We start from the raw sequence: 16,546 nt of genomic DNA on the forward strand, positions 1-16,546 counted from the left end.
ATTAACCTTATTCCAATCAGACGATCAAGGCCCGCCAGCGAACTGGCGGGCCTCCTGCACTACACGTGGGGCAGTAGACGATCACGCAAGGCCTTGATGCGGGCCTCGCAAATGCGATAAGACTCACTACTGAGCAAGTCGAGACGCTGTTGCTCGTCAGTCAGTGCAAGCGTATGCGTGTCGCAGCCAATTCGGTGAATGTAATCACCGATAAAGTCACACGTGCGCAGCGACGCCCAATCGGTGCCGTCGCGAGTGAACAACTGCATCGTCAGATAGTAGTCTTCCATGTACTTCATATCATCGAAGTAAGTGATGGCTTGCAGATCGCACTGATCAAGATCCAGCAGGAAACTGTGCAGCGGTGCATGGTTATGCTCGATGAAATCGCGATAGGTTTCACCGTAGTCATAAATTTTGTCGCGCTTGATAATACAACCGGTCACCGAATCCACCATTGTGGAGTAAACCCGCGCAAAGGTTGCGTTCTTGCCGCTGGACTTGAGTTGCTCGATCTGTGAGCTGTAAGCCCACGGAAACAACATGTCGTCGTAATCAAGAAATGCCGCATAACCACTGCCAACAGCTTTCAGTGCATCGTTCAGCATCAGCGAACGCAGATCCGGGGCTTGCTCTGTAGAGAAGTAACGACGAATCAGCGGCGCGCAATGCTCGCTCCACGGCAGTTGATCAAGTTGCGCCTGCAGCAGCGCAATTTCTTCGTCATCCATATCCTGAATAGCCAGCACCGGCAGCACTCGGCAACCGGACTGGGCAATCAACGACAGCAGCGCATTGATCAGCGAAGCGCGGTCGCCACGACGGTGGTAACGCACGATAGTCGATACCGTATCGAGCGCTGCGCCCTGGATGCCGCTCTCCGGCAGAAGACGGAAACAGGCGGCCTCACAACATACTTTGTACCCGACTGCCGGAGCCGTCAGTTGCAATTCCATGCAAGCCACCTGACTTGCATCGATGCTGAGATTGACAGTCCCCTCCCCCTGCACGAACAGCGGATCATTTCGCACACTGGCCGACACCGAATAGCCCTTGTGTCGTTTCGCCATTTTCAGCAACGACTCGATGGCTGTCGCAGGAAACAGGCAGATGTCACTGAACACCAACGTGAACTCGGCATCAGCGGGCTGGTGGCCGTGAGTATTCACGCCTTGCGCCTGCAATACCTGCTGGAGCTGGGGATTGTCGGCGGTGACGGAGCAGTTGTGCAGCACGCTCGAACTGGCCAGGCAAGCAAGGAACTTGCGAGCCGATTCCGGCTCGGCGTCCAGACGAGCCTGGGCCTCGGGTGTCAAAGCCACGTTGAGCTTCAAATCGGTGGCAGGAACACAATGGCTGATCGCTGCAAACGGCTGACCGGACAACGCGCGACCGATGGAATTGAGGTAGCCGTAACCGAAGCGCGTATCCGGTTCAAGGTGTGCGCCTTCGGCCCATTCATTCCATGCGTTGACGACGACATATCGACGATCTTCCGCCAGGTTTTGCTCGGAATAGTCGACCAAAAACTCCATCCACCTCTGGAATTTTTCCGTAGTGAAATTGTTCAGCACATAGGCTCTGTTGCCGTAACGAGCGGTGTTATCCCACGTAGGAACCAAAGACCGGAACAGGGTGAAATCCTTGCCCAGATCTTGTGCCATGTAATGGTCGGCAACTTCACCGTAGTTAATGACGTTACCTTCCAGAGGCCAGTACGGACGCAACTGGTTGCGAGTATCTGGTACAGCGTCAGCTGTCCAGTCGTGCAGCACCCGCTCAACCGCAGCATCCATCCCGTGGTCTTGAGGCTGCGTCGCACCACGCGTCAATGTCGCCACCATGTAAGGCGCCTTCAGGCCGGCGCTCTCACACTCTTCGCGCCAGACTTCCAGGTATTCTTCGATATGCTCGATCGACGACGGACGATACACATGCAGCATCGGACGCCCGTCTACTTTGATGTAGCGCTCGTCTTTGAAGAACGGAATGAGATAGCGAATGAAGCCACGCGCATCTTCTTTCGAGTAAACCTGACCGAGCAGAATTTCCTGCTCGTTGCCATCCCAACGGCGAGTCCAGTTTTCATTCGCCCAGCAAAAGGCAAACGGCATGTTGATCTCGGGATTGGCCACCAGCATCTGTGCCGGCTTCTCAAGGATCATTCGGCCGGTGAACCAATAATGATAGAAAATCAGGCCATGAACACCGGACTTTTGCATCATTTCAGCCTGTTGCTGCAACTGCGCCGGGCCATCGAGGTGGTAGTACCCGATGTCCTCGTGCGGAACGTGTTGCTGATAATGCCCAAAGAACAGCGGATTGGCCGAACGAACTTTGTGCCACTCGGTAAACCCGGTTCCGTGCCATTCGTCATTTTCAGGCGTTGGGTGGAACTGAGGCAGGTAATACGCCAGTACTTTGACCGTGTCGTGTTTGATGCTGGCCGAGTAATCAACCTGCGGCTCGTAGTAGTCGCGCGGCTCGTGAGAAATCTGCGGCGCTTCCAGCTGATAATTACGCCCTTCACTGGTTGTTGTATTAACCAGCACCAAGCGCTGCAGCGTACGGCTCAACATGTCCGGCGCAACAGCGTCGCCGGCATTTACGAAATGCTCAAACTGTAACGGCAGTTGTAACAGATCAATGATCGTGCCGACCCGCGCCCAGAACAGACCCGCACGTGGGAATTGCGCGCCAGGGAAACTCTTGGCGTCCACTTCCGTGCACTTTTCCAGAACCGTGGCAATCACGTTTCCGGCATCACTCCAGCCAGCCTGATGGTAGTTCGCAGACTCAGCTCGGATGTCGACGGGATAAACCACTTTCGCGTCGCCACCGAGCAATTGCAGAATCTGGCCGACATTGGCAGGCGAGCCGCAGAGGAGATCAAGACGCTCTTTGACACCCGAACCGTCGTCGTTGCCGGTTTCGTCATGCAAGTGCGCGACAACGTCGTAGTCCTTGAGGCGATCACCGAACTGGGCAATCAGCGATGCAATAGCGCCAGCATGCTCAGGGACGACATCAACAACCAATTGGCGCAACAGAGGCACGGCAGTGCGCAGCGGTTTATCATCAAACCTAGAATTGTCACTGCCAATCCGCGAAACATACAAATCGAACTCGACAGGGATATTCTTGAGGTATCCCAGCCAGTCTCCGGACATTTGCTCACTGCTCAAATGAAGGTGAACGGCAACCATTGCGGAAGCAGTTTTTGGAGCCTCGGGAAGATAAGGGTCCAGATAGTAAGGCACGACTTTCAGTACTTCGTACTCAGTCAATGCAGCATCGTCAAGTTGTTTGGAGACCTGGCTCAGGGCAAGTCGCTTCTGACTGCGCTTGAGCTTGCGGGCAGCAATCGCCAAGGCATGACGCAATCCACCACGTCGTGCTTCACGGACAAAGCGCCCCAGCAACTCCGGCTGTTGCGAAACCAGATTCAACAACTGCACGACAACGCGGTGGCGGCTGACCGTACGGGAAAGGTGGTAGTTACGACCTTTGACATCGTAAATCGACCGCCCCTCATAATATCCGTGGCGCAAGTAATGGATCAGCGGATTGACACGCCTCAGTCGCACATCCGAATAATGTTTCAGGTACGCGTTGGTGGAAAAACCTGCCGAAGGATCACGACCTTCGCGCCAACCTTGCTCCAGATAGTGCTGCAACGGATTGACACCGGCGGCGCGAACGTCTTCGTAGGTACTCAGATAATATTCGGCATCAAACAGCTCGCTCTCGGCGGGATGATCACCTCGATACCGCAAGCCGAATCGCTCGGCAATATGCGAAACCAGTGACTTGAGCAAAAACCGCCCGGACGCATACCGACGCAAGTCAGCCTCAAGGCTCTGAACCGATCCCTCAGACTCGGAAAGCATCGATTTGGAAGAATCGTGTTGAGTCTCAAGCCAGAGACGATAATCGCTCAGTTTTGAATAATCAGCCTTCAGCTCAGCGTGGCTCGTCTCAAGCTTTCCGAGATCAATGGCAAGTGCGCTGTGATCAGCTTCCAGTGCTTCGAGGCTTTTGCCTTGCAGGCTCAGTTGCGCATTCAGTTCCGTATTGCTTACATCGAAATGACGCATGAGGCGATACGCCGGCAAGCGCTCGATCATTGCTTGATAGAGTTCGTTGACTGTATCGACAACGGCTTGATCATCTGCACGCTCATCACGCGACAGTTGCAAAAGCACAAGGCTCAGGCTCAGAACATCGGCAGGAACGCTGGCATCCTTGCTGAGCTCATTCAGCGTAAAGCTGTTGTGTTGCAGCGAGTGCTGGAGAAACTTGTTCTGATATTCCTGGAACTCCGGCCCTTGCGGGTCGAACGGCAAATCCAGCGACTCGGAAATACGGCGCAACTGCTGCTCAGGTGCCTGAAGCATCAGCTCGTAGTTGACAAAAACCCGCGAAGCACCCTGGCTGTACTTCAAGCTGAACAGCATGTGCTCGAGCCAGAGAAAGTAGCCCTTCTCCACTTCGAACTCATTGCGCTTGACCAACGAGTAAGCCACATTCTTGGGATTACGGAAGGCGACCACGTAGCTGACCTTCAGACCCAGCTCGGCAAAGATTTCCTGCCAGAACGGCAGTAGTCTCGCCATGCGCGGGTCTTTTACGCCGAAACACTTGATGTGGGCGACTTTCTCACGCAGATGCTCGATGGCGCGAATCTTGTGGCTTTGGGTGATCGGCAAGTTCAGCTCTTCAGGGCTGATCGGCACCAGACTATCCCAAGCGTGGCCCAAAGCGGCCAGCAACTCTTCGTTGTACGCAGTGATCGTTGCGTCTTCAAAGAAGCCTTTTTCGTTATTGCCCGATTCTGCAGGCAACAGGTTATCGCCCAGGTCGACGCCAAGGACTTTTAAACCACGCGTAATGGCACTCGTACCGCTTCGGTGCATGCCCAGAACGACGACTATTTGTTTATGGTCCATAAGATTAATTATGCTCAACGCTTGAAATGGTAAAAGCTGAAATACATTTGAAATCGACCGTACCGGTGGCGGTACTCGCGGTTTCCGGCAGAACACGAAACAGGCATGCGTCGGTCAATCGGTGAAGGTATGTTTCGCCCTCGCCCACGACGCCTACTACTCCACAGTTGAGGAAGTAGGTTCCCGGATTCAAGTTACACTGGAACGCAATCTCGGCCTGAACTTCGCTGCCGGCGGCGACATACGTAATAGAGTCCTGGGCGCCAGCCGCACTCGCAGCACCACCAATTTCGATGCCCGCCAATGTCTTGATCATCATGCCGAAACGAACCGCTACGGCACCTGTCGCAAATGCCACTAGATATGTATATCGATAGGTGTCGCCACGCTTGAGGCAATTGACCTGCTGTCCGGCAGCATTGAGGATGCGTGAATCGCTGATCAGAACGCCGTGCGATTCATAGGACATCATGCTCTTGGAAACGATATGCGGGTCGTAGTACTCCTCCAACCCGTTGTCCGAGGCCTGTGATGCCTCGACGGCGACCGCCGAGCGTTTCGCCTCAGCCTCAAGTTCACGTCGCTCCAGGGCGCCGGACTTGATCTCTTCACGTATGACACTGACCTTGTCGGCCGGCGCGTACAGCAACTTCTGATACTGACCGACGATGACCTTGGGCACACCTTCAGCAAGCTTCTCGCCTTTATCCAGAAGAATGGCGCGGGTACACAGTTCAATGACCGCACTGCCAGAGTGCGATACGAACAGAATCGTTGCGCCACTGGCCTTGATCGCTTCGATGCGGGCAAAACACTTGCGCTGGAACAACTCGTCGCCGACAGACAATGCCTCATCGACAATCAGAATTTGTGGGTCAACGTTAATCGCTACCGCAAATGCCAGTCGAACCATCATGCCGCTGGAATAGGTCTTGACTGGCTGATCGATAAACTCGCCAATCTCGGCAAACGCTTCGATTTCGGAAAACCGCGCATCGGTTTCTTCACGCGTAAGACCGAGCACCGCAGCGTTCATGTAAACGTTTTCACGTCCGCTGAATTCCGGGTTGAAGCCAGAACCCAACTCTAGCAAGGCGGCCACACGGCCGTGCGTGAGGATGTCACCATGCGTCTGATTGAGCGTGCCGCAAATCATCTGCAGCAGCGTCGACTTACCACTGCCATTGCGCCCAAGAATACCGACCGTCTCACCCTTGTTGATGGTGAAGGAGACATCCTGCAACGCCCAGAACTCTCGAAAGTATTGCCGACGGTCGCGCGCGAACATTTGCAGCAGCCGATCTCTCGGTTTGTCGTAGATATGAAAACACTTGCTCAGACCGTTAACGGCAATCGCTGTATTAGAGGACATCGGCAAATCCTTTACGCGTTTTTTGGAACCACGCAAATCCTAGCCAGAAGACAAGAGCTGCAGCGATATAGTAGAAACCGAGGTGAATGAAGCTGGGCAGTTCACCGCGGAAAAGCAACGCTCGCGTATCTTCGATCGCGGGTGTCAGAGGATTCAGAAACAGCAAGTGCCGGTATTGTTCCGGCAGCGCGGTGATGGGGTAGAAAATCGGCGATAGGAACATCAGAACCGAGGTACATACCCCAATGATCTGACTGACGTCTCGCAGATATACGCCCATCGAGGCGAGGAACCAGACGAGGCCTATGACAAAAATCAGCAGCGGCGCCAGAAACACCGGCAGCAGCAGAATTGTCAGGTGCAACTTGCCGAAAAAAATCAGGTAGGCAACCAACCAGACGCTCAGGCTGACAAGGAAGTGGAACATCGCAGCGCCCAAGGTTACCCAAGGGAGAATTTCCAGCGGAAACACTACTTTCTTCACATAGTTGACGTTGCCGACGATCAGTCCTGGCGCTCTATTGATGCACTCGGAAAACAGGTTGAACACAATCAACCCGGCAAACAGCATCAGGGCAAATTCGGTTTTGGAGCTACTGTCTACACTCCACCTGGCTTTGAACACGACGCTGAAAACGAATGTATAGATCACTAGCATGACGATCGGATTGAACAGCGACCACAGCATGCCCATGATGGATCCGCGATAGCGCCCGACAATTTCCCGCTGCACCAGCGCCCGGATCAGGCCTCTGTTGCGCCAGATGCCGCCTACCATCTCCTTCGGCGATGTTGAAAAATTCAGCATTGTGCACAAACCTCAAAAAAACCGAGGGAGTCCAGCTTCCCCAGCAAACGCTCTTGTTTGATGACTACTTGAGTGACCACAGAATTATTCCTGAAAGGGGCCAAAGCAACGTGAGTGTCAAATTCCATTGAACAGCGTCGCCAGCATCAGCCCCAGATTGCCCCATAAGGATTGCCGGTACACTCCGGATCGTCGTAACCAGATGATCCGGGACAAGCCACGTGAGCGACGCGCCCGCTGGAAACAATCCAGCCTCATCCTGCTTTCTTCATTGAGCTGCAGTCGATTCGACTCCAGCGCAGTAACATTCTTTTGATTCCAGCCGCGAAAACGACCACGAAACAACATGCGCAAACGACCGATCTGGGCGCTCAACCCCGAAGCCGCGCCAATCAGATTGGCGTCATGCTGGCGATAAAGAACGGTCGGTGAAAAATCGTAAAGAACCCGTCCACCGCTTCCGCTCACCAGCAGGTACGCCCACCAGTCGTGCGACACGATATCCACCCCGCTCCCCGCTCGCTGAAACAACTGACGAGCGACGTCATTGAAGACCATCGTGTTGCCGCCCCCGACGCTCTCCACCAATGCATTGGAAAATCCCATGGGCCGGCTGAACAAGGGTGAAAGGCCAATGTGATTACCGCGCTCGTCGATCAGCTCGGTTCTGCCGCAGTAAAGCGCGGGCACATCGACCGGCGCCTGCGCCAATCGCTTCAAAGCCACTTCCAGCTTTGTTTGCTGCCAGATATCGTCCTGATCCGCCCACGCATAAAAGTCGGCATCAATTGACTCATCACAGGTAACAGTGAGGAAATTGGCTGCATAACCACGCCCCGGGCCGTGCTGAATCAATAGTTTGTCATGCCCCCAACGATCACCGAACTCGCGAAGCAATGCCAATGTCGAGTCAGATGAACCATCGTCCGAGACCACTACAAACCAGTGGGGGTAAGTTTGACGAGCGATGGATTCCAGTTGTTGAGCCAAAAAGCGCTCACCATTGAACGTACAGACAAGAATCGCAACACATCCCAAATGCGCCACCGAATCTTGCTGACTATCGTCTATACAGCGGCGATCCAAACTGTTGTTTTGGACAACCGGGGAAAGGGGGGCTACCACCGAGCACTCCGTTGCTGAAATGATAAAACTTTGCCTGCGCAAGTTCGTTCAATAGATACGAAAACCTGGACAGTCGAACAAGCCACATAAAACAGGCTCACACGCTGCTCCAAGCTGCGCAAAATTTGCAATTATAACGATGAAGCAACGCCATTTGATAACCCCGTGACATTACGCCTACCCTATCGCCGACTCAGACCCGGAGATTTTAACATTGATAATAATGAGCGCATGGCTCCAATATTTCTGATGCCCCCCCTTGCGCTGCGAGCTTAGGGTAGCAAGCGGCCTTTGAGCAAAATAGGGTGGCAGTTTGCCAAGTTCTCCACGTAGCGAGAGCCATTATCAGCTTCAACACTGCTTCGCACGGTAGTGCCCTGCCGTATTACGCAATGCTTGATCCACGCTAGTCGCCGGCAACCACCCAAGGATGGCCTGGGTTTTGTCAATATCGACTTGCAGAGAGCCACACAAACGCTGCGCCAGATCCTGTCGCCCGATCAGCGCTGCCCCCACCGTCATCAACGAGGACGGCAACGGCAACAAGCGAGGCTTGACGCCCAGCGCGCCCGCCATTCGCCGAAGCAATTGTGTTGTAGAAAGGTCCTCCGCGTCGCTGACCAGAAACACATGGCCGCCAGCAGCGGGATGCTTGATACACACAGTGATCAGATCAATGAGATTGCCGATAGCCACCAGACTGCGACGATTGTTGATCGCACCAAAAGGCAGCGGTATGCCGCGCTCAAGCCAACGCATCATATTGAGAAAGTTGGCTTTGACGCCCGGGCCATAGATCAGGGGCGGTCGGATAATCACGACTTCCATCCCTGTGTCCTGACTGATCTGCCTTAATGCGCCCTCCGCTTCACGCTTGGATATACCGTAAGGATCGACCGGCGCCGGCGCATCATCAGCAGAAAACGGCGCACCCGGTAATGTTGCCTCGCCGTTGACCTTGATCGAGCTGATGAAAATGAAGCGTTTGACTCCGGATTTCGCCGCATGACGGGCAAGTCGCGCGGTGCCTTCGACGTTGACCTGTCGAAACGCCGCGAGCGGATCTGCAGCCACTTCATTCATGACATGCACGCGCGCCGCGCAATGGACGACTACATCAACATCTTCCAAAGGCGGTAGCGGGGAGTTTTCGTCCAACCCGAACGCCACGACCGGACAAAGACCGGCTAACCTCGTTTCGCCACGAACGGCGGCGACAGGCGTAAATACCTTATCGCGCAACAAACGAAATACGAGCGCTTCACCGACGAACCCGGTAGCACCTGTCACTAAAACACGAGGAGCGCTCATTTGGCTTTGTTTCCAATTACCGCTGTAGCCCAGCAAACACAGAAGAAAAATATCTTGTCGCGCACTCGACGACGACACTTCCAGGCACTCAGTGAAAGGGTCAGCATCTGCCACCGCCCCAATGGCAGCCAGCGTCGGACAAAACGATCATTTTCAAGTCCGACCAAACGGACGATCCTTCTGACCTGGGAAAACCACCATCCGTCGTGAATAGTCTTGTAGCGCGCAATCAGTGGATTAAGACCGGTATTGGCACCGACCTGATTTCGTTCATGCTGGCGATAACTCATGGACGGTCGATGGTCGATAAACCATTTGAAGCCCCGACTTCGGGCAAACGCATAGCAATACCAATCATGCAGACTGACGTGCTGTAATTCCTGCCAGTCAGCCAGCATCGCGGTGCGCAGGGCGCTGACGAATGTGCGACTCAGCACATACGTGCAGCCCGGGCCAGCAGCTTCAAACAGAAAATCCCAGGGTGTCTGGCGCTGCGCCTTATCAAGCAGATGGGTGCGGCCGTCCGGCCAGAATGCGACGACATTGCTCGAATAGGCATCCACCGCGCGTGACCGAATCTCGCGCACCGCCCGCTCAAGCTTGTCCGGATACCAGATGTCATCCTGATCAGCAAATGCGACGAAATCGTAGCTCTCGATAGCCACATCACGGATCAGCCTGAAAAAATTCCGCGAAGCGCCCCCAAACGAACCGGCGGGCGGCAACACGAAAACGCCGGGATGTCGAGACGCGTATGCCGCGCACCACGCCTCGGTTCCATCGGTAGAAGTATCAATACTGATATAAATACTTACATCAACACCAGTTTGGCCGAGAATCGAGGCGAGTTGCTCTTCAATCCACTGCATTCCATTGAAGGCTGCCAGCAAAACCGCAACATTGAGACGTTTTACTGGCATAACTTTCCTGCTCGGACTGGTTAATCTTTCTCACTCGAACAACTTCGTTTTTACGAATCAGTGAGAAGGCGAATCCAGCAACTTCTGCAAGTATTGGCCGTAACCAGTCTTCCTCAAGGCTTCAGCTTGAACACCCAACTGCTCGGCAGTGATCCAGCCGTTGTGGTAGGCAATTTCTTCCAGGCAAGCGACTTTCAGGCCCTGGCGCTGTTCGATGGTGTGCACGAAATGGCTAGCCTCAAGCAGAGAGTCGTGAGTGCCGGTATCTAGCCAAGCGAAACCACGCCCGAGCATTTCGACATTCAGTGCCTGCTGCTCGAGGTAAGCGCGGTTGACGTCGGTGATTTCCAGCTCGCCACGCTCGGAAGGCTTGATCTTCTTGGCAATGTCGACGACTTGGTTGTCGTAGAAATAGAGACCGGTTATTGCGTAGCTGGATTTTGGCTTCAGCGGCTTTTCTTCGATGCTCAGGGCGCGGCCGGATGCATCGAACTCCACCACACCAAAGCGCTCTGGATCGGAAACATGGTAGCCAAACACGGTCGCACCATCCTGCCGGGCACAGGCAGAACGCAGGTTGTCGGAGAAGTGCTGGCCGTAAAAGATGTTGTCACCGAGGATCAGGCAGCAAGGGTCGCTACCAATGAACTCTTCACCGATGATGAACGCCTGAGCCAGACCATCCGGGCTTGGTTGTTCGGCGTAGGTCAATTTGATGCCGTAGAGACTACCGTCACCCAGCAGCTTGCGGAAACATGGAAGATCTTCCGGCGTAGAGATGATCAGGATTTCACGCATTCCCGCCAGCATCAAAACTGACAGCGGATAAAAGATCATCGGTTTGTCGTAGATAGGCAACATTTGCTTCGACACACCCAGCGTCAGCGGATGCAGACGAGTACCCGAACCACCGGCGAGAATGATACCTTTACGATTTGTCGTGGTCATTTGTTCAAAACTTCCCTAAGCATTCGGGTTACACCACTTTGCCAATCCGGCAAGTGCAGAGAAAAATTGTCACGTAGTTTCTGCGTATTCAAACGTGAATTCAGAGGACGCCGTGCAGGTGTTGGATAAGCGCTGGATTCGATCGGATCTACCGTTTTAACCGCAAGCTGCTCGCCATTGGTTTGAGCAAATTCGATGACATGGCTGGCATAGCCGTGCCAGGAAACCTCACCGCCTGCTGTCAGGTGATAAAGACCCGCCAGTTCAGGGCGCTGTATCACTTGTTGAATAGCCAAAACCGTCACGTCGGCAATCAGATCAGCACCTGTCGGAGCCCCGATCTGGTCGGCAATAACGTTAAGCGTTTCGCGATCCTTGGCTAAACGCAGCATGGTTTTGGCAAAATTGTTGCCACGCGCGCCGTAAACCCAACTGGTGCGGAAGATCAGGTACTTGCAACCTGACGCAATAATCGCTTGCTCACCGGCCAGCTTACTGGCGCCATAGTGATTCACCGGGGCGGCTGCATCAGTTTCTTGCCAAGGCTGCGTACCCTGCCCGCTGAACACATAGTCGGTCGAGTAATGAACAAGCCAGCTACCCAAGGACGCAGCCTCTTCAGCCATGACCTGACTCGCCCGAGAGTTCACACGGTCTGACAGTTCGGTTTCCGACTCAGCCTTATCGACAGCGGTATAGGCCGCGGCATTGACGATTACGTCAGGTCCAACCTTGCGAATCGTCGTGCGCAGGGCGTCCAGATCAGATAAGTCACCACCGGTATTGCGATCAAGGGCAATTAATTCTCCAAGTGGTGCAAGGGCGCGTTGTAGCTCCCATCCCACCTGCCCATTCATACCCAGCAATAAAGTTCTCATGCTTTAGTCGATCGATCTGCGTAGTTCTGGTCAATCCACTGCTGGTAGCTACCGCTCTTCACGTGCTCAACCCATTCAGTGTTGGTGAGGTACCACTCGACGGTTTTGCGAATACCGGTTTCAAAAGTCTCTTCCGGTGTCCAGCCCAGTTCTCGCTGAATCTTGCTAGCGTCGATTGCATAACGTACGTCGTGGCCAGGACGATCCTGTACATAAGTAATCAGGCTGGCATGCGGACGGTGAGCTGAATCAGGACGCAACTCATCGAGCAACGCACAGAGGGTGTGCACCACTTCGATGTTTTGTTTTTCGTTATGACCGCCGATATTGTAAGTCTCACCGATCACGCCTTCGGTGACGACTTTGTACAACGCGCGCGCGTGATCTTCGACATACAGCCAGTCACGAACCTGGTTGCCTTTGCCGTAAACCGGCAGAGGCTTGCCTTCCAGCGCATTGAGAATGATCAGCGGGATCAGTTTCTCAGGGAAATGGCATGGACCGTAGTTGTTCGAGCAGTTAGTCACCAAGGTAGGCAGGCCGTAAGTACGGGCCCAAGCGCGAACCAAGTGATCGGAGCTAGCCTTGCTGGCCGAGTAAGGCGAACTTGGCTGGTATGGCGTGGTTTCGGTGAAGAGGTCTTCCGGACCTTCGAGGTCTCCGTAAACTTCGTCAGTCGAAATATGGTGGAAGCGGAAACTGGCTTTACGCGCATCATCCAGCGCGGCCCAGTAGTGGCGGGCGGCCTCGAGCAGCGTGTAAGTACCGATGATGTTGGTCTGGATAAACTCGGACGGACCAGAGATCGAGCGATCGACGTGGGATTCTGCGGCCAGGTGCATGATTGCATCTGGTTGGTGTTCACGCAGGACACGGTCGATCTGATCACGATCACAGATATCGACGCGTTCAAATGCATAGCGCGAATTTTGGCTGACTTCTGCCAGCGACTCCAGATTACCGGCGTAAGTCAGCTTATCGACGTTAACGACAGCATCGGACGTATTGGAGATTATGTGACGGATGACTGCCGAGCCGATGAACCCGGCGCCGCCGGTAACTAGAATTTTCACGCTAAACGATACCCTTGAGCTGCGGATAGCGCTGCCACTGAGCGCCATCTAATCCATGAATGCAGAGGCCAGTCGCAATTGGCATCCATCAGAGTCAGTCTGAATCGTCATGCAATAAGGCACGATCGAACAAGGGGAGCATTTTACAGCTTAATGATGGTTTTACTAATGGATAAAGACAGGCTGAGGCGCAATTTCGACAGATGCCCTGCGCCTGTCGTTTTCAGACCAGTCGCTTGCGTGCGGCTCTGGACGAACGCCCCAGAAACCAGCCCAATACAGGGCCGATCAACATGCCGATCAACAGTGCTAACACTGCAACTAGCGACACTGGCAACTGCGGGCCGGAAAAACCTAGAAACAAAAGCGAAACCGACTGCTGATTCTCAAGCACAAACGCCAGAACAATCAGAACCATCAGCAGAAGAAATACGCCAAGCAGTATGCGTTTCAGGTTACGCATTCACGCCCCCTCGAATTTGAATAGCGAAGATCAAACCCCCTCCTCCTCTTCCTCATTCACCCGATCACGCAACTCCTTACCCGGCTTGAAGTGCGGTACGAATTTACCGTCAAGGCTGACAGACTGGCCAGTCTTTGGATTGCGGCCAACACGAGGCGCACGGTAGTGCAGAGAGAAGCTGCCAAACCCACGGATCTCGATACGATCACCGGTGGCGAGGCACTGGGACATTTGCTCAAGCATGGTCTTGATGGCCAGCTCCACATCCTTGGATGAGAGTAGCCCTTGATGGGTGACAATTCGTTCGATCAACTCCGACTTCGTCATATTTTTCCCTTCTTTTTCAAGCAGCTAGATCAGCGCTTGAAAGGTTTTAGCACGCCCGGAAGATTTTGAACAGCCCAGGGATTGACATATCTTCCTCCGCGTCAAAACGCCCATTTTCAGGGCATCAAAGCAACAAACTGAGCAATGCATGCCTATCGACAGATCACCAGCATGGTTCGCGTCACGTAGCCCGCCGGATTGAAGCCAAAAGGAAACTCATCTTCATCCTTGGCATCATCCGATCGCGTGATCACTTTGTACCCAGCGCCCTTGCACTCCTTTGCCGCACGCTTCTGGCATTTCTCCCAGCCAGAGCCCAACCCAGAGCAGTCGACCTCTATACCACTGACGCCACGCACCGCATGGGTTTTGGCACTGGTCGTACAGCCAGCCAGAACCAGCACAGCCATGAGGACAATAAACTTGTTCATCCACTTCCTTATGCCAGGCAACTGCCCGACGACTACACACTTAAGACCAAGCTTAGTCGTGAATAGGCGATTGATCCGATTAAAGAAACAGACCGCCTGGAAGCCAGATTGGTTTCACCAAAACCCTCATGCAAGCCGCGAACACTAAATCGCAGGCACAAAAAAGGGCGACCGAAGTCGCCCTTTTCATGATCAAGCAGAACTTAGTTCTGTTTGGCCATTGCTTGACGCAGCAGTGCAGCCATAGTGGTATCGGCAGGAGCAGCAGCCTCACCTTCTTTCAGGCTCTGGATTGCTTCTTTCTCTTCAGCATCGTCTTTCGATTTGATCGACAGCTGAATTACACGGCTCTTACGATCAACGCTGATGATCTTGGCTTCTACTTCCTGGCCTTCTTTCAGAACGTTGCGCGCGTCTTCAACGCGGTCACGGCTGATTTCGGAGGCTTTCAGAGTCGCTTCGATATCGTCGGCCAGAACGATGATGGCGCCTTTGGCGTCAACTTCTTTCACGGTGCCAGTAACGATTGCGCCTTTGTCGTTAACCGAGACGTACTCGGAGAACGGATCGCTTTCCAGTTGCTTGATACCCAGGGAGATACGCTCGCGCTCTGGATCAACCGACAGGATAACGGTGTCCAGCTCGTCGCCCTTCTTGAAACGACGTACGGCTTCTTCGCCCACTTCGTTCCAGGAGATGTCGGACAGGTGAACCAGACCGTCGATGCCGCCGTCCAGACCAATGAAGATACCGAAATCGGTGATCGACTTGATGGTGCCGGAGATTTTATCGCCCTTGTTGAACTGGCCAGAGAAATCTTCCCATGGGTTAGATTTGCACTGCTTGATGCCCAGGGAGATACGACGACGCTCTTCGTCGATGTCCAGAACCATAACTTCCACTTCGTCGCCGACTTGTACGACTTTCGAAGGGTGGATGTTCTTGTTGGTCCAGTCCATTTCCGAAACGTGTACCAGACCTTCAACGCCTTCTTCCAGCTCAGCGAAGCAGCCGTAGTCGGTCAGGTTGGTTACACGAGCGGTAACGCGAGTGCTTTCTGGGTAACGGGCTTTGATAGCAACCCATGGATCTTCGCCCAGTTGCTTCAGGCCCAGGGAAACACGGTTGCGTTCGCGATCGTATTTCAGAACCTTAACGTCGATTTCGTCACCAACGTTGACGATCTCGGAAGGATGCTTGATGCGCTTCCAGGCCATGTCGGTGATGTGCAGCAGGCCGTCCACGCCACCCAGATCGACGAATGCGCCGTAATCGGTGAGGTTTTTGACGATACCTTTGACTTGCTGGCCTTCCTGCAGGGATTCCAGCAGAGCTTCACGCTCGGCGGAGTTCTCGGCTTCCAGGACGCTGCGACGGGAAACGACAACGTTGTTGCGCTTCTGGTCCAGCTTGATGACCTTGAATTCCAGCTCTTTGCCTTCCAGGTGCGTGGTGTCGCGCACTGGACGGACGTCAACCAGGGAACCTGGCAGGAACGCACGGATGCCGTTAACGTCGACAGTGAAGCCGCCTTTAACCTTACCGTTGATAACGCCCTTGACCACTTCCTCGGCTGCGAAGGCTGCTTCCAGAACGATCCAGCATTCAGCGCGCTTGGCTTTTTCACGGGACAGCTTGGTTTCACCGAAACCGTCTTCAACCGAGTCCAGCGCAACGTGAACTTCGTCACCGACATTGATAGTCAGATCGCCAGCGTCGTTGTAGAACTGCTCAAGCGGGATGAGTGCTTCAGACTTCAGGCCAGCGTGAACGGTTACCCAGCGAGCTTGGTAATCGATATCAACGATAACACCGGTGATGATGGAGCCTGCCTGAAGGTTCAGGGTTTTTAGGCTTTCTTCAAAGAGTTCCGCAAAGCTTTCGCTCATTTTAATTCCTGTAAATGAGGGCGAAGGATACGCCCATCTCCACACCCCAGAC

Annotated in this window: 13 protein-coding genes; all 13 read right to left on the reverse strand. The window is 53.9% G+C overall.

Annotated elements, in window-relative coordinates:
* Positions 1 to 59: 59 nt before the first annotated feature.
* The 13 genes from AB4N74_RS15365 to rpsA all read right to left on the reverse strand — a co-directional run bounded on the left by AB4N74_RS15365 (position 60) and on the right by rpsA (position 16,494).
* Positions 60 to 4,949, reverse strand: a complete 4,890-nt coding sequence (locus tag AB4N74_RS15365) for a glycoside hydrolase family 99-like domain-containing protein (RefSeq protein ID WP_460096536.1) — start codon at positions 4,947 to 4,949, stop codon at positions 60 to 62.
* A gap of 4 nt (positions 4,950 to 4,953) precedes the next feature.
* Positions 4,954 to 6,321: an ABC transporter ATP-binding protein gene (locus AB4N74_RS15370; protein WP_460096538.1), complete on the reverse strand. Its 1,368-nt coding sequence runs from the start codon at positions 6,319 to 6,321 to the stop codon at positions 4,954 to 4,956.
* On the reverse strand, positions 6,311 to 7,129 hold the full coding sequence (locus AB4N74_RS15375) for an ABC transporter permease (RefSeq protein ID WP_008079795.1): 819 nt from the start codon (positions 7,127 to 7,129) through the stop codon (positions 6,311 to 6,313). The genes AB4N74_RS15370 and AB4N74_RS15375 overlap by 11 nt, the downstream gene beginning before the upstream one ends.
* A gap of 117 nt (positions 7,130 to 7,246) precedes the next feature.
* Positions 7,247 to 8,254, reverse strand: coding sequence for a glycosyltransferase family 2 protein (locus AB4N74_RS15380; protein WP_093435275.1), 1,008 nt, complete (start codon positions 8,252 to 8,254; stop codon positions 7,247 to 7,249).
* Positions 8,255 to 8,605: 351 nt separating this feature from the next.
* Positions 8,606 to 9,565, reverse strand: coding sequence for a UDP-glucose 4-epimerase family protein (locus tag AB4N74_RS15385; RefSeq protein WP_460096540.1), 960 nt, complete (start codon positions 9,563 to 9,565; stop codon positions 8,606 to 8,608).
* Entirely contained in the window at positions 9,562 to 10,485 is a 924-nt protein-coding gene (locus tag AB4N74_RS15390; protein WP_257355773.1) for a glycosyltransferase, read from the reverse strand. The genes AB4N74_RS15385 and AB4N74_RS15390 overlap by 4 nt, the downstream gene beginning before the upstream one ends.
* Positions 10,486 to 10,542: 57 nt before the next feature.
* Entirely contained in the window at positions 10,543 to 11,433 is an 891-nt protein-coding gene (gene rfbA, locus AB4N74_RS15395; protein WP_093435282.1) for a glucose-1-phosphate thymidylyltransferase RfbA, read from the reverse strand.
* Positions 11,430 to 12,311, reverse strand: coding sequence for a dTDP-4-dehydrorhamnose reductase (gene rfbD, locus AB4N74_RS15400; protein ID WP_093435284.1), 882 nt, complete (start codon positions 12,309 to 12,311; stop codon positions 11,430 to 11,432). The genes rfbA and rfbD overlap by 4 nt, the downstream gene beginning before the upstream one ends.
* Positions 12,308 to 13,384, reverse strand: coding sequence for a dTDP-glucose 4,6-dehydratase (gene rfbB / locus AB4N74_RS15405; RefSeq protein ID WP_175559626.1), 1,077 nt, complete (start codon positions 13,382 to 13,384; stop codon positions 12,308 to 12,310). The genes rfbD and rfbB overlap by 4 nt, the downstream gene beginning before the upstream one ends.
* 223 nt (positions 13,385 to 13,607) lie before the next feature.
* Positions 13,608 to 13,847 (reverse strand): lipopolysaccharide assembly protein LapA domain-containing protein, encoded by a 240-nt coding sequence (locus tag AB4N74_RS15410; RefSeq protein WP_093435289.1) that lies wholly within the window; start codon positions 13,845 to 13,847, stop codon positions 13,608 to 13,610.
* A gap of 30 nt (positions 13,848 to 13,877) precedes the next feature.
* Entirely contained in the window at positions 13,878 to 14,174 is a 297-nt protein-coding gene (gene ihfB / locus AB4N74_RS15415; RefSeq protein ID WP_003189779.1) for an integration host factor subunit beta, read from the reverse strand.
* Positions 14,175 to 14,326: 152 nt separating this feature from the next.
* Positions 14,327 to 14,605: a hypothetical protein gene (locus AB4N74_RS15420; protein ID WP_007908433.1), complete on the reverse strand. Its 279-nt coding sequence runs from the start codon at positions 14,603 to 14,605 to the stop codon at positions 14,327 to 14,329.
* A gap of 203 nt (positions 14,606 to 14,808) precedes the next feature.
* Positions 14,809 to 16,494 (reverse strand): 30S ribosomal protein S1, encoded by a 1,686-nt coding sequence (rpsA, locus tag AB4N74_RS15425; RefSeq protein WP_093435292.1) that lies wholly within the window; start codon positions 16,492 to 16,494, stop codon positions 14,809 to 14,811.
* Positions 16,495 to 16,546 lie beyond the last annotated feature (52 nt).

It is taken from the genome of Pseudomonas sp. H3_C08, assembly GCF_054669455.1.

What these genes read in the sequence shown, in the direction of transcription:
- AB4N74_RS15365 (WP_460096536.1), bottom strand. Translation starts at nt 4,949, where the DNA reads ATGGACCATAAACAAATAGTCGTCGTTCTGGGCATGCACCGAAGCGGT.
- AB4N74_RS15370 (WP_460096538.1), bottom strand. Translation starts at nt 6,321, where the DNA reads ATGTCCTCTAATACAGCGATTGCCGTTAACGGTCTGAGCAAGTGTTTT.
- AB4N74_RS15375 (WP_008079795.1), bottom strand. Translation starts at nt 7,129, where the DNA reads ATGCTGAATTTTTCAACATCGCCGAAGGAGATGGTAGGCGGCATCTGG.
- AB4N74_RS15385 (WP_460096540.1), bottom strand. Translation starts at nt 9,565, where the DNA reads ATGAGCGCTCCTCGTGTTTTAGTGACAGGTGCTACCGGGTTCGTCGGT.
- AB4N74_RS15390 (WP_257355773.1), bottom strand. Translation starts at nt 10,485, where the DNA reads ATGCCAGTAAAACGTCTCAATGTTGCGGTTTTGCTGGCAGCCTTCAAT.
- rfbA (WP_093435282.1), bottom strand. Translation starts at nt 11,433, where the DNA reads ATGACCACGACAAATCGTAAAGGTATCATTCTCGCCGGTGGTTCGGGT.
- rfbD (WP_093435284.1), bottom strand. Translation starts at nt 12,311, where the DNA reads ATGAGAACTTTATTGCTGGGTATGAATGGGCAGGTGGGATGGGAGCTA.
- AB4N74_RS15410 (WP_093435289.1), bottom strand. Translation starts at nt 13,847, where the DNA reads ATGCGTAACCTGAAACGCATACTGCTTGGCGTATTTCTTCTGCTGATG.
- ihfB (WP_003189779.1), bottom strand. Translation starts at nt 14,174, where the DNA reads ATGACGAAGTCGGAGTTGATCGAACGAATTGTCACCCATCAAGGGCTA.
- AB4N74_RS15420 (WP_007908433.1), bottom strand. Translation starts at nt 14,605, where the DNA reads ATGAACAAGTTTATTGTCCTCATGGCTGTGCTGGTTCTGGCTGGCTGT.
- rpsA (WP_093435292.1), bottom strand. Translation starts at nt 16,494, where the DNA reads ATGAGCGAAAGCTTTGCGGAACTCTTTGAAGAAAGCCTAAAAACCCTG.